Genomic DNA, 20,070 nt, shown 5'->3' with positions numbered 1-20,070 from the left:
CGGATGGAAATACGCCTTTTCTGAAAATTATCGTTTAAAACGAGGATTAGTCCTGTTTTTCAGGGTTTTCGAACAGTCCCATTTTAGAGGCGGCAGATAACTCTTTCAGGGTTTTCTTCATGCCATCTACTGAGCCATCCAGAATAATGAGGTTTCCTTTTCCTTCTTGCGCAAAATTCTTAACGGCTTCTGTCCACATGGTGAAGAGAATAAAGCTGGAATCGAGATTCGCCTGTTGCATTTCTTTCGCAGCACCGGAAAGACCTTTAGCCACCTCTTCACGGAAACGGGCAACGGCTTGACCGCGCAAAATAGCCGCTTCTTTTTCGGCCTCTGCAGCAATTTTAATTGCATTACCTTCCGCTTCGGCACCTTTGGTTTTGGTGATCAATAAAGCTTGACCTTCATTCTCTGCAGCAGCACGCATATTGGAAGAGGCTACTACTTTCGCCATGGAGCGCATTACTTCATCATCAAACGTGATGTCATTCATCTGAAGATCGAGCAAATGGTACCCCCAATCTTCAAGTGTTTTATCGAGATGACCTTTCACTTCTTCTACAATTTCGCGACGCAGCAATAAAATTTCTGCTTGTTTTTTACTGGCCACATAAGCGCGGATAGAACCTTCTACCGTACGAACCAAAGCCTGCATAAAATTTCGCTCGTCAACGAATTTAAAGGCCACGTTTTTTATCGTTTCTTCTTGTTGGTCCAACACCGAAAACAACAACATCGCCGTAAAATTCACATTGGCCTGGTCCACCGTTACCGCCTGGAAACCCAGTTCAACGGAACGGTTCTGGATACTAACGCGACGAAAAACTTTCTCAATAAAAGGAATTTTCATATTTAAACCGGGCAACATAATGCGACGGTATTTACCAAAAACGGTAATTACTCCCACTGTTCCTTGCTGGATTGTGGAAAAAGTTGAAATTAAAAGCAGGAGGACAATCACTCCCACTATAGCAAAAGGTGCAATCATGTCTGGATTCATGGTGTTCTAAATTTTGGTCTAAGTTCATTCAAAATCGGCTGATTTACAAACACTACTGAAAAAATGACAAAAATTATCGGTTTAGCAGTTTGAAAATAAAAAAGAATCCATACATTTGTATATACAACAATTGTACTAAAACTTAAAAAATATGTCAACAATTAAATGGGCGCTCGACCCAACCCACAGCGAATTAGGATTTAAAATCCGTCACTTAATGATTTCGAATGTAAACGGTTCATTCAAATCGTTTCAGGTAACAGCAGAAACCGAAGGAGAAAATTTTTCGGGAGCTAAAGTTGAAGTCACAGCCGAAATCAAATCCATTTTTACCAACAACGATCAACGCGATGCACATTTGCACAGTGGTGATTTTTTTGAAGCGGATAAATTTCCTGAATTGAAATTTGTTGCAAAAAAAGTAGAAGCCAATGGTTCGGATATGACTTTAGCTGGTGATCTGACAATTAAAGGAATCACCAAAGAAGTAACACTGAATGCCGAATTCAACGGTATTGCAAAAGATCCATGGGGCAATCAGAAAGCAGGATTTACGGTGGATGGAAAAATCAACCGTAAGGATTGGGAATTAAACTGGAATGCTCCATTAGAAGCAGGAGGATTTTTGCTGGGTGATGATATTAAAATACACGGCGAAATTCAGCTGGTAAAACAAGCTTAAATAAAAAGGGCAGGAAAATCATCCTGCCCTTTTTTATTATAAAAATTTCTATACCAATTACGATTGCATAATTTTCGTGAGGTATGCTTCCAGATTTGCAAATGTCCCGGAGAAACCTCCATTCATACTTTCGTGCATACCCGCAAAGAAATCGATTTCTTTCGGATCATCAGATAAAGGCCAGCCTTGTAAAGTAATGGTGGTCTCTCCATTCTCTTCCGAAAATTCCCACACATTCAAAACACGAAGCGGAAAATTTCCGGGAAATGGTGGACGAATAATCTCTCCTGTTTCATCGGCAAATGAACTGGTGAATTCAATGCTGTTTGGTGCATTAATTTTCCGGTAATGAAAAATACCAAATCCAAACATACCGTTTTCACCAATCATTTTATAATGAAAACTTCCGCCTTCGCGAACATCCAGTTTAATTACTTCCAACTGCATACCGGTTGGTCCCCACCAATGTTTCAGGTGCTGTTCCTGAGTAAAAGCCTCAAACACCAGCTCACGCGGAGCTTTTAAAGTGCGGACAATCTTAAATGGTTTTTCCATGATTTTTGTTTTTGGGTTCTGTTTTATGTTCTCTGTTCTGTAATTGCTGTAAATAAAGATCCAGGGCATCCAATTGCGATTCCCAGAATTTGCTGTATTGATTTACCCAATCTGATACCTCGCTTAATTTATCCATTCGCGCTCTGCAATAACGCTCCCTGCCATTGGGGTCGATCTCGATTAAACCACACTCGCTTAAAATTTTGACATGCTTGGAAATGGCGGGACGACTCACCTCAAAATTTTCGGCCAGGGCATTTAAGGTAAGGCTCTGCGTAGCCAGCAAACCCAAAATAGCCCTTCGGGTAGGATCTGCTATAGCTTGAAAAACATCTCTGCGGGTCTCCATATGTAACGATTTGGTTACAAATATAGGAAACCATTTGGTTACACAAAAAGAAATAAAAAAAATTATACAGTCAAACTAAGCTCCTGATTCACAAAACGGCGTCCCGCCTCCAATCCCTGATGATAATCTTCATGAAGAAGCGCTTTGGAAGTGGTATATAAACCGGCCTTCAATGGAGTAGCAGGCGCAATTTGGTTCACTTCCAGGTCAGCCGGAGGGTGATTGAGGAATTCTATGGCTTTATTAAAGTAAATATGATTATCGGAAAATGTCGATTTTAAAGGAAGGTGATTGCGGTAATACAACTCACCCACCCGATCGAACCAGGTTTTTGTGCCTTTTTCATGTTGAGGAGTGGTCCGCACCACCGTAATTTTTCGAGCGCCTTGTCCGTATGCAAATTCCACCGGCAAGGGATCACTCCAGGCTCCATCCATGTACGCCTCGCCTAAAATAAATTGTTCACCCTTGGTGATAAAAGGAAGCGAACAAGATGCAATTACCGCCTCCTCCCATTGGCATTGAGTGGGATCACAATAGAAAGCTTGACCACTTTTGCGGGAGGTCATTACAATTCTGAATTGCTTATCACGAAGGTGACGGAGCGCTGCTGTTTTATCAAATGGAAAATGCGTGGAAGAAATGGCATGAAAAATATCAACATCCATTAATGGCCGTGAACGGAAAACGCCGCTTATGTTTACAAATCTTCCCTTTTCGGCAAGAAAGCAAATGGAATTAAAACAATTCCGCGGTTGACGGGAAATATAATAGGAAGCAGCAATTGCTCCACCGGAAACCGCTACAATTTGGTTAAAGGGAAAATAATCCAATTCCATAAAAGCATCCAGTACACCCGAACTATAAGCCGTACGGAAACCTCCTCCTTGTATAACCAAAGCGTGATTCATGCAAATCAAAAATAGGAAAAAAGAACATTCTATACGGATTCTAATCGCCAGTGAAAGAAAATATTGTATTTTTTCCGCATGAAAAATCGAACTGCATTCCTGCTTTTTATTCTATTGATTTGGTCATGCGCCACACAACCGAAAAGTCAACTACAAACGCTACAGGGAACCTGGATTCCCGTAAGGCAGGAATTTCAGGGGAATGATGTGCCGCCTTCTTATTACGCCAATCAGTCGCTCACCATTAAGGATAGCACCTATGTGGTAAAAGCAGAAGATACCGATAAGGGAATTATCAGAGTAAATGGAAATACAATGGATATTATAGGAAAGGAGGGGCCCAATACCGACCTGCATTTTAAAGCGCTCTATAAAATAGAAAATGAACATTTAATCATCATCTATGAATTGAGTGGTTCAGGATATCCTTCGGAATTTATCACCAAAGATTTTCCTACCCGATACCTGATTGAGTTTAAACGAAAAGAATGAAGCAAAAACGGATGTATTTTTTGATGGCATTTTTATGCACACTCATTGGATATACCGAGTGGGGAACACAACATGCGTATACGTTTCAATTGGAAAGAGAACTATTATTTTCAGGTTTTCCCGCTAAGGATGTTCTATTTCATCCCATGGTGATTTTTCCTTTAGTCGGACAAATCCTCCTCTTGTACTCCGCACTATATCCTGACAAATCGAAATGGACCGCCCTTTTTTCGTTTGTGATGCTCCTCCCGCTTTTTGGATTACTCTTTTTTATTGGATTAATAACGCTTCATTTTCGGATATTGCTTTGCGCATTACCCTTTATGCTATTATCCGTCATTTATATTTTTCACTTCTTTAAAAAACGTTATGCGAAATAACATTCTGCTTATTCCAATTTTCATGCTGGTACTATCGTGCACCTCTACCGAGCAAAAAAATGAATTAAAACCCGTGGCTAAGGACAGTCTCACAGAATCGCAACAAGAACTGGAAACGCCAATGAGTTCTCTTTATGATGAAGAGCTACTTGAAGAAATTAAAAATAATATCGGCGCTGAAAAAACAGTGATCAAGGATCATCTGATTATTTCAAATGATACCGACACTATCTTTTTCCCACAGGAACCTGCGCTAAACTCAAAAACGATACTACAGGGAGAAAAAAACAAACTTAAAATTCAAGTCGAGTTGTTACGCGATAAATACACTTCGCTTTCGTACCTGATAACCTTTGAGGAAAAGGATAAAAAAGCGGAATTTAAAGGCAGAGCAAAAATTGGATCCGGATTTTTTCTGGGCAGCGAAATCGATGAAGATGCAGTAACAGGAGAATCTTATTCGGCAGATGAATATATTGATGAGTCCAATCCGGAATGCTTTTTATCCGTTCGTGTTGGTCGACCCGATGAAAAAAATGGATTGGTCGGCAAACTGATTAAGAAATGCAATGGGGAATTTCCCGATATTGATTTGGATAATTTTCCATCGTTAAGAGAAAAAAAATGAAACAGGATTTAATACAGGGGACCATAGCAGATTATCAACTTCTCGATAACGGAATTTTAATTTCTTATTCGAAAAACATTCAACGTACGGTTTCGCTTATAGATGAAAATGTAGCGCTGGTTAAAAAAATTACAGGCGGAAAACCGGTTCCTTTGTTAATCCACTTAACTAAATCGCCTGTTCCCGACAAAGCAACACGCCAACACTCTTCGAAAAAAGTGGCAGAGATTTATTCCGCCATGGCCATGGTATCCAAACCAGGATTATCTCAATTGGTTATGAAAATGGTATTTGCTTTACAAAATCCACCTATCCCCATGAAATCATTTACCAATGAGCAAGAAGCAATGAAATGGCTGCTTAGTCTAAAGCACAAAGTTCAAGGATAAACGTAATTGCTTCCTATTTACATGCAGTAAGAATTCAGAGATAGATGGCGGGGTTACATTCGGCAGGAACTTAATCCTCTAACTGCCAACCTTTCTCCGTTCCCTCAATAAAGGCTTCTCAGCAAACTATTTTACTTATATTTCGGATTCATTCTTCATCATGAAAAAAATAGCCTTTTTATTGCTTTTTCTTCCTGCGCTTGTACAGGCACAAGATCAAAGCGGACATTGCTCGCATGTAAAATCGTTTCAAAATCAGCAATTGCGGAGTAATACTTTCAGTATTTCTCAAATAGCAGAAACTGAACGATACGATGTTCATTTTTATTTTCTCGATTTGGCAATGACCAACACCAGCACCACCCTTTCCGGCGCAACTGAAATTCACGCCAGTGCCAATGAGGATTTGGATTCTGCTTTAATAGAATTTTTCAGTTCGTTTACCATAACAGGAATGTTTGTCGACGGAAATCCGGTTTCTTATTCGAGAATAAATACGGCCATTAAAATTCCGGTGAATAAATTGCAGAATGAGAACTTTATTATTCGCGTAGAATACAATGGAACTCCTCCTACAGCGCAAACTAATCCACTTGGCGGAGGCGGAATGACCAATGCATTTTCTCCTTCCTGGGGAAATCAGGTCACCTGGAGTTTATCGGAACCATTTGCTGCTTATGAATGGTTTCCTTGCAAGCAATCGTTAAAAGATAAAGCAGACAGTTGTGAAGTTTGGATCACCGTTCCCAATGCCTGCAAAGCCGGTTCTAATGGATTATTGCAACAGGTGGTTGATCTGGGCAACGGAACTTCCCGCTACGAATGGAAACATCGTCACCCGATCGACTATTATTTAATTTCCGTTTCTGTTGCTGAATACATTGAGTACAACGTAACCGCATACCCTGCAGGATCAGGTCCGGTTTTAATTCAGAATTATATTTACAATAATCCCGGTACACTACCCAATTTCCAGGCGGATATCGACGAGACCGCAGATTTCATTGTGCTCTATGATGTATTGTTCGGTCCATATCCATTTGCCGATGAAAAATACGGTCACTGCATGGCTCCAATCAGTGGTGGTATGGAACATCAAACCATGACTACCCAGGGATTTTTCAGCAATACACTTACTTGTCACGAATTAGCACATCAATGGTTTGGCGATCAGGTAACTTGTGCCTCCTGGTGCGATATCTGGGTAAATGAAGGATTTGCTTCCTATTCGGAATACCTGATGCTGGAAAATTTATATCCGGGTCAGCAAATCATGGATATGGCGAATCGTCATCAAAACATCAAATCGCAACCCGGCGGTTCGGTTTGGGTGTTGGACTCCCTCAATGATGCAAGTATTTTCGACGGACGATTAGTGTATGACAAAGGCGCTGCGATCATTCATACTTTGCGCTTTTTAATGAACGACGATACCGATTTTTTCAATACGCTGAAGCAATATCAAATCGATTTTAAAGATTCAGTAGCTACAGGTTTGGATTTTATTCATGTGGCAGAAACGGTGAGTGGACTCGACTTTACCAATTTTATGCAGGAATGGTATTTTGGAGAAGGATTTCCAACCTATCAGGTTCGCTGGAATAAAAGTGGAAACGACATGCATGTTCAAATTACCCACAGCACCTCTGCTTCCGGAGTTACTCCAACATTTACCAATGATCTTGAATTAAAATTCAGCAGAACATCATTGCCGGACACCATCATTCGTTTTCAGATTGCCTCCAACATGGAACAATTCCTCATTCCGAATGTTCCTTCTTTTGCATCCGTAAACGGCATTGATCCCAACAACTGGATTATTAATGGAACGGGAAGCATTACCAATGATGCCAACTTATTTGTGGGTATTCAGGAAGCAGACCATTCATCTCCTGAACTTTTAATTTATCCGAATCCGAATAATGGAATTTTCACTATTGAAACAACTTCGGCCGAACAAAATAAAATTGAAATATTCGATACCCGCAGTCGACTTGTTTACAGTGGTGTTTTCACCGGTAAAACGGTGGTTGACCTGAGTAATTATTCAAAAGGAGCCTATCTCATTCAATTGAGTAATTCCAAAGAAAACAGAATCATCCGCAGAGTGATCCGCAACTGATGAACCGTTTACACAATCTCGATTACCTCAGAGGCATTGCAGCATTTGGAATAATGCTGTACCATTATTTGTCGTGGACCTACGGAAATTTCGAATCGAAATCGTTTATGGGTCGTGTGGGTGTTTACGGTGTTTCCATTTTTTATGTGCTTAGCGGTTTAACACTTTATCATGTGTACATCCAACGCATGGTTCCTAACCGGGAAGATCTTTTTCAGTTTGCTAAAAAACGATTCTTCCGGATTTTCCCTTTGCTATGGTTGGCTACCATTGCAAGCGTTTTATTAAAACGAGAAATACCCAATTGGGAAAATTTGTTTTTAAATCTGAGCGGATTATTTGGATTTGTAAAATGGGACACCTACTTCTCCACCGGAGTGTGGTCCATCGGAAATGAACTGGTCTTCTATGTGTTTTTCCCTTTTTTCATTTATTTCAGCAAAAACAACAAATCCGTTTTTTATCTGATCAGCGCACTCATTTTTCTGATCTATCTCCAGTTTGCGTTTTCAATTCTGAGTCCCGAAAAAACCATCACCGAACAATGGCGCAACTATGTAAATCCCTTGAACCAGGTATTTCTGTTTTTAGGTGGTTATCTGATTGGTTTTCTCAGCGAGAAAAAAGAAATTCGAAATGAATACAGCTGGTTATTCATGATTGGAGGTTTAGCATTGTTTACTGCATATCCTTCGTATGGCGATAACATTTATCTGGTTACCGGTTACAATCGGCTGATTTTTACCTTAAGCTGTTTTATGATGGTGCTGGGTATTTATAAAGTAAAAGGTCAGCTCCCAAAAAATCTTCATACTCCGCTCAGCTGGTTGGGAGAAGCCAGTTATTCTGTTTATCTCTTACACCCTATCGTATTTAGTTTATCAGGTATTGCGTTAAAAATGATTCTCTGCAAATTAGGCATGCCGGATTTAATCCGTTTCAATTGGCTGATTGCAATTCCCGTTTCACTGGTGATGAGTTATTTCGTGTATCACTATTTTGAAAAATACTTTATGAAATTGGGACATCGCTCCAAATCAAAATAGTATTTCTTCTTAATTACAATATCCCTTTGGTACTGGGCAGAACTAATTTATTCTGATCTTTTTTCACGGCCATTTTTATGGCTTTAGCAAATGCTTTAAAGATGGCTTCAATTTTATGATGTTCATTTACGCCTTCTGCCTGAATGTTCAAATTACATTTTGCCGCATCGCTAAAGGATTTAAAAAAATGGAAAAACATTTCCGTTGGCATGTCTCCCACTTTTTCGCGCTTAAAATCGGCTTTCCATTCTATCCAGGCTCGTCCTCCAAAATCCAGTGCAACCTGTGCTAAACAATCATCCATCGGCAAACAAAAACCATAACGTTCAATTCCGCGTTTATCACCCAGTGCGAGATAAAAGGCTTCTCCCAGGGCAATACCAACATCTTCTATGGTGTGATGTTCATCAATGTGTAAATCACCTTTTGCTTTTAATTTTAAATCAAGTAATCCGTGACGGGCAATTTGTTCCAACATGTGATCAAAAAAACCGAGTCCGGTAGAAATTTCCACTTCACCCGTGCCATCGAGATTTAAGTTAATGTGAATGTCCGTTTCTTTCGTTTTGCGCTGATGGTGGATGCTTCTGGATGGTTGGCATAAAAACCTGCGAACTTCATTCCAATCGGAAGTCTCCAATGCAACATATTCACGAAGTGAAGGATCCACCTGATCGTAATTACGAATGAAAATGGCTTTACAACCCAGGTTTTTTGCTAAAAGAATATCGGTATTGCGGTCGCCAATTACAAAACTGTTTTTTAAATCGTAATCGCCGGAAAAATATTGCGATAACATTCCAATTCCGGGTTTGCGGTTTGGGTGATTGTCCTCCGGAAAATGTTCATCAATATGAATCGCATCGAAACGGACCGACTCTCCTTCCAGTGTCTTCAACATCTTTTGCTGCACCACTTCAAAATTTTCTTTTGGATAAGCCGCCGTGCCCAATCCATCCTGATTACTCACCATGGCAAACACGTAAGCGCTATTCTTACGAATATCGGCCAGTGCACCGATTACCCCGGGAACAAATTCAAGTTTGTCCAGAGCGTCAATCTGAAACGTTACAGGAGGCTCCACGATAATGGTGCCGTCGCGATCGATAAATAACACAGCTTTCATAGGATAAAAATAACCAAGAAATAAGAATCTTTCGCATCGGCTTGCATCAAAATGCCCTAAGAGATCTTACATTTGTCACCCATGATCCGCGGCTTTTTTTTCCCATATGTGCTCAAATTCAGGAAACCTTCGGGGACATCCAGAGGAATTCTTACTGAGAAAAAATCCTGGTTTCTGGTTTTAGAGGACACCCAAATGAATCACGCCAGAGGAATTGGCGAGGTGGGCTGGCTGAGGGGATTAAGTCCCGAAAAAGAATCCGACATCGAGGACATCCTTGCCGATGTATGCAACTCCCCCGACAATCCCCAATGGTTGCAACACGATTTACTGGAATTCCCTTCCGTGCGATTTGCGCTGGAGCAGGCATTGCTGGATTTGGACAAAAACCAAAAGGGCATACTTTTTCCATCTGCATTTACCCGTGGAGAAAAAGCGATTGACATCAACGGTTTGGTTTGGATGGCACCCATTGAGCAAATGCGGGCACAGGTGAAAGAAAAAATTGAACAAGGTTTTCGCTGCATTAAACTAAAAATCGGAGCGCTGGATTTTGAAGATGAATACCATCTACTTTCAGAAATTCGATCTGAATTTACCTCCGAACAAATAGAAATCCGTGTCGATGCCAATGGCGCATTTCATCCGGATGAAGCCGCCGGAATACTCGAAAAATTAGCGCGTTTAGAACTGCATTCGATTGAACAGCCCATTAAGCAGGGACAATTAAAATCCATGGCAGAACTGTGCAAAAACACACCACTGCCGATTGCACTGGATGAGGAATTGATCGGAATAGCCCAGCTTCCTCAAAAAATAGAATTGCTGAATGAAATTCAACCGCAATACATTATTTTAAAACCCTCATTAACCGGGGGATTTATTTCATCGGAAGAATGGATTGCTCTTGCTGAACAAAAAAACATTGGCTGGTGGATCACCTCTGCACTCGAATCGAATATTGGATTAAATGCAATAGCACAATGGACCGCCACGCTACAAAATAATTTACCGCAAGGACTCGGAACCGGAGCTTTATACACCAATAATTTTGAATCCTCCCTCGAGGTAAAAAACGGACAACTACATTTTCATCCGGATCGTAAACGCGAATATCCATTTGAATAATACAACCACATATTTATTGTTGAACGGAATTAAGATTGATGCTCAACATTTAAATCTTGTTCAGGATGATCAGATACGAATGTTTCTTGAACAATGGTGGAATGATGAATTGGTTGTTGAAGTAAAAACTTCCGGCAGTACGGGAACACCAAAAACGATCCTACTCGAAAAGAAAAAAATGCTCGCCAGTGCGGCAATGACGATTTCTTATTTTAATCTCAAAAAAAACACGCGTGCACTGTTATGTTTACCCACCCAATACATCGCCGGAAAATTAATGTTGGTCCGTGCCATGCTTGGAGAATGGGATTTGATTAGTGTAGAACCAAGTTCGAATCCGCTCGAAAAAATAAATGAAAGCGAACACTTCGGTTTTTGCGCCATGACGCCCATGCAAGTGAGCCGAATTCTCTCAGATCCCGCAAGTAAAATCAAACTCGAAAATATTGATCAACTCATTATCGGAGGTGGAGAAACAAGTGCTGAATTGATACGTCAAATTCAGCCGGTAAAAACAAAATGTTATTCCACTTATGGTATGACAGAGACCATCACGCATGTGGCGATTCAAAAATTAAATGGAGAAGACAAAAGTGAAGTCTTTTCCTTAATGAAAGGAGTAAACGCCTACACCGACGAAAGAAATTGTCTTGTAATTGAAGCAGCTCACCTTAGTGATGAAAAAATTGTGACAAATGATTTAGTTGAATTTGTCGACTTCAAAAAATTCAAATGGCTGGGCAGATACGATAACATCATTAATTCGGGAGGAATTAAACTTGTTCCTGAAGAACTGGAAAAACAAATCGCACCCTTACTAAACGATCGCAGATTTTATCTGTGTGGAGCAGCGGATGTTGAACTGGGACAAAAACTTATCCTTGTAGTTGAAGGTCCCCAACCAGACTCAACCACCACCTCACTCCTGCTCAATCACCTTCGTGAAAGCATGGGCAAAAACAATGCTCCGCGGGAAATCAGATCGTTAAACAGTTTCATGTTGACCGAAACCGGAAAAATCAAACGTATTTTACCTGAAAAAAATACATGAACGGCAGTGCTTACTGTCTGCTTTATTCTATTTTTAAGCATCAAATTATAAGCCCATGAAAAAACAATGGATCGTGGCTGGATTAGCCATCGTATTATTTTCTGCCTGCTCTTCTTCTTCAGAAGAAAAACCAAAACAAGAAAATGGAAGTTCGTCGGAACTTCAAAAAGAAGTTCAAGGATATCTGGACGAATACAACGCAAAATTCCAGGAATTGCTGGCTGCACAAAATGAAGCGCAGTGGGCCATGCAAACCAAAATTATTCCGGGAGACACCACCGCCTCTTATAATGCGGGTCAGGCCGATGAAGCCATGAGCAAATATGTCGGTTCAAAAGAGAATTCGGATAAAGCGAAAAAATACCTCGAGAAAAAAGGAGAGTTGAGCGATATTCAACGCCGACAATTAGAATACATTTTATTCATGGCGGGATCATCACCGGAAGCTGCCGGTGAAGTAGTGAAAGAACGGATTAAAGCACAAAATGAACAGACCGAAAAACTCTATTCATTCAATTATACCATTGACGGAAAAAAAGTGAGCACCAACGACATTGAAGGTATTCTGAAATCGGAGAAAAATATCAGCAAACGCCTCGAGGCTTGGTCGGCCAGTAAAGAAGTTGGTAAGGGATTAAAAGAAGGACTCGTAAAACTGCAGGACCTTCGCAATCGTTCGGTGGAAGCATTGGGCTATCATGACTTTTTCGCTTATCAGGTTTCTGAATACGGAATGAGCACCGAAGAATTAAGAAAGGTTTGTCACGATATGATTAATGACCTATGGCCGATTTACCGCGAACTCCACACCTGGGCACGTTATGAGCTGGCAAAAAAATACAATCAACCGGTTCCCGATATGTTACCTGCACACTGGTTACCGAACAGATGGGGACAAGACTGGACAGCAATGATTGATGTGGAAGGATTTGATGTTGAAGGTGCGCTCAATAAAAAAACACCGGAATGGATTATGAGTGAAGGAGAAGCCTTTTATGTTTCATTGGGATTCCCTGCATTACCAAAAAGCTTTCATGAAAAATCGAGTTTGTATCCACTTCCAAAAGATGCAACCTATAGCAAAAACAACCACGCATCGGCATGGCACATGAACAACGATCAGGATGTTCGCTCACTCATGAGTGTAGAGGCCAATAGCGAATGGTGGGAGACGGTATTGCATGAATTGGGACATATTTATTACTTCCTTGAATACTCCAATCCGGAAGTTCCGATTATCCTTCGCAATGGAGCAAATCGTGCTTATCATGAAGCTTTCGGCACGATGATTGGACTTGCATCCATGCAAAAATCATTTTTACAGGGACGTGGATTAATTGACCAAAATGCGAATGCCGATTCGGTAAAAGTCCTCTTGAAAGAAGCACTCAGTTATGTGGTTGTTATTCCATGGGCAGCAGGAGTAATGACGGAATTCGAATATGAATTATACGCTAATAAATTACCTGCGGATCAATACAACAAAAAATGGTGGGAATTGGTAGCAAAATATCAGGGAATTGTTCCACCTACAGAACGCGGAGAAGAATATTGCGATGCGGCTACCAAAACACATATCAATGACGATGCTGCTCAATATTATGATTATGCCATGAGTAATATTTTATTGTTCCAGTTTCATGAACATATTGCCAATAAAATTTTAAAACAAGATCCGCACAACACCAACTATTGGGGGAATAAAGAAGTTGGAAAATTCCTGAAGGAACTCATGCATCCGGGAGCTTCGGTGGACTGGAGAGAACATCTCAAAAAAAATGTGGGAGAAGATATGAGTGCCCGTGCCATGGTGAATTATTTCTCACCACTGATGGATTACCTCAAAAAAGAAAACGAAGGCCGCAAATACACCTTGCCTGAAAAAATCTAATGCATTCATTCAAATAAAAAAAGCGGGGAGATTTCCCCGCTTTTTTTATTTCCTGAAAATCATTTATCGCGACACCACCAATTTTCGTGTGAATTCGATTTCATTTTCCAGATGAACTTTTACAAAATAAATTCCGCTACTGAATTCAGCCAATTGCAAATGATACAAGTTGACATGCTGAAGCGGAATCGATTTTACAATTCTTCCGTTGATATCCATTAATTCCAATTGAATCATATTGAACGAACCGGAATTAATATGAATCACATCGTTTCCGGGATTCGGATAAATTTGAATTTCCTCTACATTCAAATCAGCAGTGGTTAAATCATAACAATCTCCCGGCATGTTATTGTCCAACCAGGCGAGACGATCATGAATCCATGTTTTTAAATAATCAATTTCATCCTGATAACTTGCTCCGATATAATTATTGGGCCAAACATAGGTTCCCAATATGGGCCACTTCTGAAAATTCCGGCTTTGCGATTCATCCAGATACACTCTGTTGGAATCAATCAATTCAAATAAATACATATCACTCATTACCGTATTTCTCAATTCAAGATAACGGCATTTTAAATCGTGCGTAAAGGTGGAATCCTGCATTAAACGCTCCCACCAGAATGGTGCCTGAAATCCGTCCCAGCTGCAAACCTGATAAAATTGATACGCCCATCCTGTAGTTAATCCACCATCGCAGTAATCTGCATTTCCGAAAGCAAGATTAAAATCCCATAACGGCCCCATATGAATAAGCGAATCATTACTGTTTTTATCCTTGTAGAAGAATGAACTCAAACGATAACCATCAACATTTCGGGTTAATTCATTTGCAATAAAAAAATCAATAAAAGAACCTAAATCAGCATAGGCTCTTACCCCAATAAGCGGATCCATAAAATCTGGTCCCGCTAACGCATCTTCAAAGGCATGAACATAATTTTGAATATAGGTCATTTGCTCCGGCATTAAATCGGTGTCGTCCGGATCATGATATAAAATATTCACTTGTTGAGTTGATCCAACATAAGGGGCATATGCCGATTGAAAAGCTTGTCCGCCTCCCGTAAACTTGTCAATTTTTAAAATATATCCTCCTGTTAATTCATCACCGGCAATATCTCCCGGTAATAAATTGGCAATATCTACCCGATATTGATCAACTTTAATTTTTTCGGTGAGAATATATACACCCATGTACTCACCATTAATCACCAACTCAATAAAAACGGTTCGGGGCGCATATCGTTCGCAATCTCTTCCGAAACGATAGGTCAGAAAATTGCGCATTAATGTTTTATCCGTATACGGTGCATACAACACCCAATCATTTTCTACCGGCAATCCCAAGAGTGAAACATTCAAATTTGCACCCATAGCATCGCGCGTTTCAAATCCGTATCCTTTTTTAGGAAACATCTGCGAAGAAGATCCTCTTATCTCAATTCCGATTTGTCCGTTATAATCATTAAAAGGATCACTCAGGTGATTGCGTTGTCCAACCCCATTGTAAATAATCCCCATATCACATGTGATTTTCGGAGAATCAGGAATGGTTTGTCCATTGGTATTAATCACCATAATTGGCAAGTTGCTGGATGAAAAAACAAATGGCGCAACAAACCAGGTGGGAGTGGGAGAAAATAAATTTGAAGGTGTATTAATTCCAAAACTTAACACCGCTATGGATGATAAATCGGATGAACCTGCACTTTGGTTGTGGACTTCAATGGCCAGTACATTTGTTCCATTCTGAAGAAGGGTCGACAATTGCAATTTGTCGAGATAAACCGCCTGTGGTACTTGTCCCTGATACAACACCGCTTCTGTAATTGCGGGAGCCAGATCGGAATAAGCGGGTTGAACTCCTGACGTTCCTATATTCGATCGTGCGATTTCTGTTCCGTTTAAATAGGCTACAAATCCATCGTCATAATCGACATGCAGCACGGCGTATTCCAATTGAGAAGTATCTGTAATACTGAAGGAAAATCGACTATACACGCTCACCGTTCCATTGGGTAACACTGTGTTATCATCGCCATCGCCATAACCTAATCCATTTACTCCGTTTTGCCAACCGGAATCGTTAAATCCGTTTTGAATCCAGCTTGCGGAAGTGCCTGAATTTGGAACGATGTACTTGCAGGCAGAAGTTTCGGTTACGGCACTTTCCCAATGGTTAATATTCTGTGCTTGAAGTCCCAGCTGCAGTGCAAAAAAGAGCAATAAGATTTGCGTTGTTTTTTTCATGAAATCGGCGGTAATCCCGTAAATTTAACAAATAGTTCACCCCGAATTAATCGAAGGATTGGTATTTGGACAGAACTTGTTTTATTGCAGACACCCACATCAATTTCATCCACGAAAATGATTTTAATAGCAGATTCCGGATCCACCAAAACAGCATGGCGACTCGTAAAGGCTGATCAAAAAATTCTTCAGTTCAACACACCTGGAATTCATCCGCTGCTTCAGGACGAATCACAAATCCGGACCACCATTCAATCCTTGTTCTCCATCGCCGGATTTCCCGATTCCAACACGATAAAATCCATTTTCTATTACGGCACCGGCTGTTCCAGTACCGAGAGGAGTCAACCCGTATTTCAATGCTTATCCACCTTATTTCCAGCAGCTGTAATTGAGGTAGAATCCGACATGCTTGGTGCCGCGCGTGGATTATGCGGTCACCGGGAAGCGATTGCATGCATTTTGGGAACCGGATCCAATTCCTGTCATTTTAACGGTCTTCATATTTTACATGCACGTCCATCTTTAGGATACATCCTGGGCGATGAAGGCAGTGGAGCCTGGATTGGAAAAAATGTATTGCGGGCATTTTTATATGGCGAATTACCTGCACATTTAGCAGAAAAATTAAAAACTGAATACGCACTTAAAAAAGATGAAATCATAAAGAAAATATATTCTGAACCACTGGCAAATCGTTACATGGCTTCTTTTTCTCCGTTTGTATACCGAAATAGCGCAGATCCTTACATGCACCGTCTGGTGAAGGAAGGTTTTCTCGCCTTTTTCAACAAACATATTTCGCATTATCAAATTAAAAACCTGAGTATAAATGCCACGGGTTCCATTGCATTTTTTTATGCAGATATTTTTCGCGATGTGTGCAATGAACTCGGATTTACCCTTGGTACAATTACAGAATCCCCAATAGCAGGATTAACCCTTTATCATCTAAATGAAATCTGATTCCTGCTAAAAATCATTTATTTTACATCTACTACACCTATATTAGCACTTTCAAATTAGATTATGAGTCAACACGGAGTCCATTACAGCGATTATCTTCAACTGGAGAAAATCCTCAACGCACAAGAAACCGAAAGCGGTAAAAAGGGAATTGATGCACATGATGAAACCTTATTCATCATTATTCATCAGGCTTACGAACTCTGGTTCAAGCAAATTTTATTCGAAATCGATTCGGTGGCAGCTATTATGAATAAACCCGTTCTGAACGATAATTCACCGGAATTACAAAAAGTGGTGCATCGGATGGAACGTATGGTGACCATTCTAAAAGTGCTGGTGCACCAAATCGATATTATGGAAACCATGACGCCAATGGATTTTCTGGATTTCCGCGATTTGCTTCGTCCCGCATCCGGTTTTCAAAGCTGGCAATTCAAAGTAACTGAAGCGAAACTTGGATTAAAATACCAGCATCGTTACGGACAAGAATATTACGTATCGCAATTGCGTCCCGCACAAGTTGACTTGATCAAAAGTGTAGAGGAGCAACCTACATTATTGGAATTAGTCAATAAATGGCTGGAGCGCATGCCTTTTTTCGAAGAGGAAAGTTTGTGGAAATCGTATCAGTCTTTATTCCCCGAAGAGGATGGTCAGCATATCTTCTGGAGCGATTTTAAAAATCTTTATTCCAAAAGTCTGGTAGAAGGTGAACGCGATAATCTCGGTCATTTTTACGAAGTATTCTCCGATAATTCCACCGGTGAGCGCCAACTATCGGCAAGAGCTAGTCGTGCAGCACTATTTATCATGTTGTACAGAGGCTATCCTATGCTTCAAACACCATTCCGTCTGTTAAACCTCTTGCTCGAAGTGGATGAGCAATTAAGCACCTGGCGATTCCGTCACATGAACATGGTGCACCGCATCATTGGTACGCGTACCGGAACAGGTGGATCTTCAGGAAAAGATTACCTTAAAAATGCGATGGATAAACACTACATCTATAAAGAAGTCGCTGCACTAACTTCATTCCTCATCGAAGGAAATAAACTTCCCAGGCTGAGCTCCGAGATGGAAAAACGACTCGGATTTCATTCATAAAAAAAAGCCCTCATTGCTGAGGGCTTTTTTATTGTTTGTTATTTTCAATTAATATTTCAGATTGGCTTTCATCCAGTTCACGAGATTATCGCGATCTGTTTTGCCATAAAACTCATTGAGATAAGCAGAAACTTCATCTATTTTCTCTGCCGTTTTTTTGGAGGCACAATTATCAAGCACAATTTGAATTTCACCGGTTAGATCTTTTAGTGCAGGAAAAATTGCATTAAAGCTGGCGATGCTTACATTCTCATTGGTCTCCGATTTGCGATAATACAATCCGCATTCGAGTTTCTGAATTTCATCAACAGGTTTATTGTCGATAGAAAAAATTGAACTTCTTTCCAGAATAACAGAATCACCATCGTGCTTCAGGCGTTTGTTGATGGTTTCTCCGTTGTAGGTAAACCGAAGAAAGAAAAAGTTCTTGTCACTCTGTGGGAAAGCTTCATTTCCGATTTTCAATTTCCAGTGATCCAGAATTAAATAATCTCCGGAGAAATGATTTTTCAAATCAATCACATTGATCAAAGCACCACTTCTGCTGGATACATTATTCATTCCGGGTACCAGATTGGTTTTACCGGTTTCTGCCTGCGCTGTTAATACAAACCGACCTTTAGTGGGTGATATAACTGCAGCTCTGGAATCGGTGGTTTTAAAATCGAGTGGTGTAGAAGCCAGTAACTCATCACCTGTGCTCAAAGGCTTTCCTGATTTTTTAACCAGAATTTGTCCGTTTACTTTAATGACCTTATACTTCTCATCATCCGGCAATTTTTTCATTCCGGTGGAGAAAGACGAAAGGATTTCAACGCCCAAGGCACTTAGAACAATCAGCGAGAGTAGTCCGAATTTAACGCGCATACGCTTGAGATTTTATAATCAGAATCCGGTGGTAGGACCCGTAACTTTTTTGAGCTGTTTCTTTTTCGGTTTGATTTTATCAACGAAAATCACATAAATTGTTTCACCAGCTGTTGTTTTCAGTGGATCCGTAATTCCATTATTGATTTTTACTGATTTAGAACCGATGTATTTACGATCCAGAAAATCGTAGGTATTGTCTTCATACTGTAGCCAGATATTGGTAACAATTCCACCTTCAACCTGGGCTTTACCGAAAACGCAATCCGTTCCTTCTGCTGTAATGATAGAAATGACCACACCGGTGTATTTACCATCGTCAACCGTATAAGCTCCGCGTTCATCGAATTCTTTTTTGTAAGCCTCATAACAGGTTAACTCTTTTTTGGGTTGCTGAGCGAAGGCCGGCGCGGCAACAACGAACAACAAGAGTGCTAGTAAGCTGTTTTTCATGTTTGTATTGGTTTTATCGAACAGTAAATCTACTTATTTTTTTCTATTTGTAATAACTTATTCTTCCACTACCTTTACCTCACAAAATCAAGCTGATGAGTATTCACCGCATCGAACAGCATTTTGCTGAAGCTCAACAGGCCCTGGAAGCTTTCATGGCCGATAAAAACAATTTTCATGCCATAGCTGAGGCAGGCCGCTTAATGTCGACCTCTATTCAAGCCGGCGGGAAGATCATTTCCTGCGGTAACGGAGGCTCCATGTGTGATGCCATGCACTTTGCAGAAGAACTCACCGGCAGGTACCGTGATAACCGAAAATCAATCCCCGCGCTATCCATTTCCGACCCATCTCACTTATCCTGTGTAGGAAATGATTATGGTTTTGAATTTGTTTTTTCCCGCTATATCGAATCGATTGGTAAAAAAGGAGATGTATTACTAGCGATTTCTACCTCCGGCAATTCTTCCAATGTGCTAAGGGCGATTGAAGCCGCTAAAGCGAATGGAATGAAGGTGGTCGGTTTAACCGGAAAAGACGGTGGTAAAATGAATGGACTTTGCGACGTTGAAATTCGTGCTCCACATTTTCCTTATGCCGACCGTGCTCAGGAAATTCACATTAAAGTGATTCATGCTCTGATTGATTATATCGAGCAAAACATCTAAATC

General features: G+C 40.4%; 21 protein-coding genes. 13 read left to right on the top strand and 8 right to left on the bottom strand.

Translation table 11 applies throughout. The features are described from left to right. Window positions 1-46: 46 nt before the first annotated feature. Window positions 47-988 carry an SPFH domain-containing protein gene (locus K1X56_07670; GenBank protein MBX7094580.1) on the bottom strand — a complete coding sequence of 314 codons (942 nt, stop codon included), beginning with the start codon at window positions 986-988 and terminating at the stop codon, window positions 47-49. A 163-nt stretch (window positions 989-1,151) separates the two neighbouring features. On the opposite strand from K1X56_07670, the gene K1X56_07665 reads away from it, so the two are divergent. Then, the gene (locus tag K1X56_07665) at window positions 1,152-1,682 is read left to right on the top strand and encodes a YceI family protein (protein MBX7094579.1); all 531 of its coding nucleotides are present in this window, start codon (window positions 1,152-1,154) and stop codon (window positions 1,680-1,682) included. A 57-nt stretch (window positions 1,683-1,739) separates the two neighbouring features. Here the strand turns inward: K1X56_07665 and K1X56_07660 are convergent, their stop codons facing one another. The 3 genes from K1X56_07660 to K1X56_07650 form a co-directional block, all read right to left on the bottom strand. After that, the gene (locus tag K1X56_07660; protein ID MBX7094578.1) at window positions 1,740-2,237 is read right to left on the bottom strand and encodes an SRPBCC domain-containing protein; all 498 of its coding nucleotides are present in this window, start codon (window positions 2,235-2,237) and stop codon (window positions 1,740-1,742) included. Continuing rightward, window positions 2,221-2,586, bottom strand: coding sequence for a metalloregulator ArsR/SmtB family transcription factor (locus tag K1X56_07655; protein ID MBX7094577.1), 366 nt, complete (start codon window positions 2,584-2,586; stop codon window positions 2,221-2,223). Before K1X56_07655 ends, K1X56_07660 begins: the two co-directional genes overlap by 17 nt. Before the next feature lie 62 nt (window positions 2,587-2,648). Continuing rightward, on the bottom strand, window positions 2,649-3,497 hold the full coding sequence (locus tag K1X56_07650) for a patatin family protein (GenBank protein ID MBX7094576.1): 849 nt from the start codon (window positions 3,495-3,497) through the stop codon (window positions 2,649-2,651). Window positions 3,498-3,575: 78 nt separating this feature from the next. On the opposite strand from K1X56_07650, the gene K1X56_07645 reads away from it, so the two are divergent. From K1X56_07645 to K1X56_07620, 6 genes are all read left to right on the top strand, one after another. Next, on the top strand, window positions 3,576-3,989 hold the full coding sequence (locus tag K1X56_07645) for a TIGR03067 domain-containing protein (protein ID MBX7094575.1): 414 nt from the start codon (window positions 3,576-3,578) through the stop codon (window positions 3,987-3,989). A 23-nt stretch (window positions 3,990-4,012) separates the two neighbouring features. After that, window positions 4,013-4,369, top strand: coding sequence for a hypothetical protein (locus K1X56_07640; protein MBX7094574.1), 357 nt, complete (start codon window positions 4,013-4,015; stop codon window positions 4,367-4,369). Between the two features lie 22 nt (window positions 4,370-4,391). Continuing rightward, complete coding sequence (locus tag K1X56_07635; GenBank protein ID MBX7094573.1) at window positions 4,392-4,997, top strand: hypothetical protein; 606 nt, start codon at window positions 4,392-4,394, stop codon at window positions 4,995-4,997. After that, entirely contained in the window at window positions 4,994-5,386 is a 393-nt protein-coding gene (locus K1X56_07630) for an STAS/SEC14 domain-containing protein (protein MBX7094572.1), read from the top strand. The genes K1X56_07635 and K1X56_07630 overlap by 4 nt, the downstream gene beginning before the upstream one ends. 160 nt (window positions 5,387-5,546) lie before the next feature. Continuing rightward, window positions 5,547-7,508, top strand: a complete 1,962-nt coding sequence (locus tag K1X56_07625) for a T9SS type A sorting domain-containing protein (protein MBX7094571.1) — start codon at window positions 5,547-5,549, stop codon at window positions 7,506-7,508. Then, window positions 7,508-8,554, top strand: coding sequence for an acyltransferase (locus K1X56_07620; protein ID MBX7094570.1), 1,047 nt, complete (start codon window positions 7,508-7,510; stop codon window positions 8,552-8,554). Before K1X56_07625 ends, K1X56_07620 begins: the two co-directional genes overlap by 1 nt. A 13-nt stretch (window positions 8,555-8,567) precedes the next feature. Here the strand turns inward: K1X56_07620 and hisB are convergent, their stop codons facing one another. Further along, on the bottom strand, window positions 8,568-9,680 hold the full coding sequence (gene hisB / locus K1X56_07615) for a bifunctional histidinol-phosphatase/imidazoleglycerol-phosphate dehydratase HisB (GenBank protein ID MBX7094569.1): 1,113 nt from the start codon (window positions 9,678-9,680) through the stop codon (window positions 8,568-8,570). An 81-nt stretch (window positions 9,681-9,761) separates the two neighbouring features. Between hisB and K1X56_07610 the strand changes: the two genes are divergently transcribed. Genes K1X56_07610 through K1X56_07600 form a run of 3 tightly spaced genes read left to right on the top strand, consistent with a single transcriptional unit; the run spans window position 9,762 to window position 13,750 of the window. Continuing rightward, entirely contained in the window at window positions 9,762-10,808 is a 1,047-nt protein-coding gene (locus K1X56_07610) for an o-succinylbenzoate synthase (GenBank protein ID MBX7094568.1), read from the top strand. Between the two features lie 19 nt (window positions 10,809-10,827). Further along, a complete protein-coding gene (locus K1X56_07605) occupies window positions 10,828-11,859 on the top strand; it encodes an AMP-binding protein (protein ID MBX7094567.1) in 1,032 nt (343 codons plus the stop codon). Window positions 11,860-11,914: 55 nt separating this feature from the next. Next, window positions 11,915-13,750, top strand: coding sequence for a M2 family metallopeptidase (locus K1X56_07600; GenBank protein ID MBX7094566.1), 1,836 nt, complete (start codon window positions 11,915-11,917; stop codon window positions 13,748-13,750). A 63-nt stretch (window positions 13,751-13,813) separates the two neighbouring features. On the opposite strand, the gene K1X56_07595 is transcribed toward K1X56_07600, so the two are convergent. After that, window positions 13,814-16,006 carry a CotH kinase family protein gene (locus K1X56_07595; GenBank protein ID MBX7094565.1) on the bottom strand — a complete coding sequence of 731 codons (2,193 nt, stop codon included), beginning with the start codon at window positions 16,004-16,006 and terminating at the stop codon, window positions 13,814-13,816. Window positions 16,007-16,123: 117 nt separating this feature from the next. Between K1X56_07595 and K1X56_07590 the strand changes: the two genes are divergently transcribed. Next, a complete protein-coding gene (locus tag K1X56_07590) occupies window positions 16,124-16,972 on the top strand; it encodes a hypothetical protein (protein ID MBX7094564.1) in 849 nt (282 codons plus the stop codon). A 63-nt stretch (window positions 16,973-17,035) separates the two neighbouring features. Further along, complete coding sequence (locus K1X56_07585) at window positions 17,036-18,079, top strand: tryptophan 2,3-dioxygenase (protein ID MBX7094563.1); 1,044 nt, start codon at window positions 17,036-17,038, stop codon at window positions 18,077-18,079. Between the two features lie 48 nt (window positions 18,080-18,127). Here K1X56_07585 and K1X56_07580 read toward each other — a convergent pair whose 3' ends face one another. Next, a complete protein-coding gene (locus K1X56_07580) occupies window positions 18,128-18,946 on the bottom strand; it encodes a hypothetical protein (protein MBX7094562.1) in 819 nt (272 codons plus the stop codon). 18 nt (window positions 18,947-18,964) lie between these two features. Then, on the bottom strand, window positions 18,965-19,399 hold the full coding sequence (locus K1X56_07575) for a hypothetical protein (protein MBX7094561.1): 435 nt from the start codon (window positions 19,397-19,399) through the stop codon (window positions 18,965-18,967). Between the two features lie 101 nt (window positions 19,400-19,500). Between K1X56_07575 and lpcA the strand changes: the two genes are divergently transcribed. Continuing rightward, the gene (gene lpcA, locus K1X56_07570; protein MBX7094560.1) at window positions 19,501-20,067 is read left to right on the top strand and encodes a D-sedoheptulose 7-phosphate isomerase; all 567 of its coding nucleotides are present in this window, start codon (window positions 19,501-19,503) and stop codon (window positions 20,065-20,067) included. Window positions 20,068-20,070 lie beyond the last annotated feature (3 nt).

This window comes from Flavobacteriales bacterium, assembly GCA_019694795.1.
Taxonomy (GTDB): Bacteria; Bacteroidota; Bacteroidia; order Flavobacteriales_D; family UBA2798; genus UBA2798.
The sequence above is the reverse complement of the archived record's forward strand: the minus strand, read 5'-3'. Positions and strand labels throughout refer to the sequence as shown.

Bases quoted from the DNA above. Each gene is read 5' to 3' on its own strand.
- K1X56_07620 (MBX7094570.1), top strand. From the start codon at position 7,508: ATGAACCGTTTACACAATCTCGATTACCTCAGAGGCATTGCAGCATTT.
- K1X56_07670 (MBX7094580.1), bottom strand. From the start codon at position 988: ATGATTGCACCTTTTGCTATAGTGGGAGTGATTGTCCTCCTGCTTTTA.
- K1X56_07610 (MBX7094568.1), top strand. From the start codon at position 9,762: ATGATCCGCGGCTTTTTTTTCCCATATGTGCTCAAATTCAGGAAACCT.
- K1X56_07660 (MBX7094578.1), bottom strand. From the start codon at position 2,237: ATGGAAAAACCATTTAAGATTGTCCGCACTTTAAAAGCTCCGCGTGAG.
- K1X56_07580 (MBX7094562.1), bottom strand. From the start codon at position 18,946: ATGCGCGTTAAATTCGGACTACTCTCGCTGATTGTTCTAAGTGCCTTG.
- K1X56_07640 (MBX7094574.1), top strand. From the start codon at position 4,013: ATGGCATTTTTATGCACACTCATTGGATATACCGAGTGGGGAACACAA.
- K1X56_07655 (MBX7094577.1), bottom strand. From the start codon at position 2,586: ATGGAGACCCGCAGAGATGTTTTTCAAGCTATAGCAGATCCTACCCGA.
- K1X56_07590 (MBX7094564.1), top strand. From the start codon at position 16,124: ATGATTTTAATAGCAGATTCCGGATCCACCAAAACAGCATGGCGACTC.
- K1X56_07630 (MBX7094572.1), top strand. From the start codon at position 4,994: ATGAAACAGGATTTAATACAGGGGACCATAGCAGATTATCAACTTCTC.
- hisB (MBX7094569.1), bottom strand. From the start codon at position 9,680: ATGAAAGCTGTGTTATTTATCGATCGCGACGGCACCATTATCGTGGAG.
- K1X56_07645 (MBX7094575.1), top strand. From the start codon at position 3,576: ATGAAAAATCGAACTGCATTCCTGCTTTTTATTCTATTGATTTGGTCA.
- K1X56_07600 (MBX7094566.1), top strand. From the start codon at position 11,915: ATGAAAAAACAATGGATCGTGGCTGGATTAGCCATCGTATTATTTTCT.
- K1X56_07585 (MBX7094563.1), top strand. From the start codon at position 17,036: ATGAGTCAACACGGAGTCCATTACAGCGATTATCTTCAACTGGAGAAA.
- K1X56_07625 (MBX7094571.1), top strand. From the start codon at position 5,547: ATGAAAAAAATAGCCTTTTTATTGCTTTTTCTTCCTGCGCTTGTACAG.
- K1X56_07635 (MBX7094573.1), top strand. From the start codon at position 4,392: ATGCTGGTACTATCGTGCACCTCTACCGAGCAAAAAAATGAATTAAAA.
- K1X56_07650 (MBX7094576.1), bottom strand. From the start codon at position 3,497: ATGAATCACGCTTTGGTTATACAAGGAGGAGGTTTCCGTACGGCTTAT.
- K1X56_07575 (MBX7094561.1), bottom strand. From the start codon at position 19,399: ATGAAAAACAGCTTACTAGCACTCTTGTTGTTCGTTGTTGCCGCGCCG.
- K1X56_07595 (MBX7094565.1), bottom strand. From the start codon at position 16,006: ATGAAAAAAACAACGCAAATCTTATTGCTCTTTTTTGCACTGCAGCTG.
- K1X56_07665 (MBX7094579.1), top strand. From the start codon at position 1,152: ATGTCAACAATTAAATGGGCGCTCGACCCAACCCACAGCGAATTAGGA.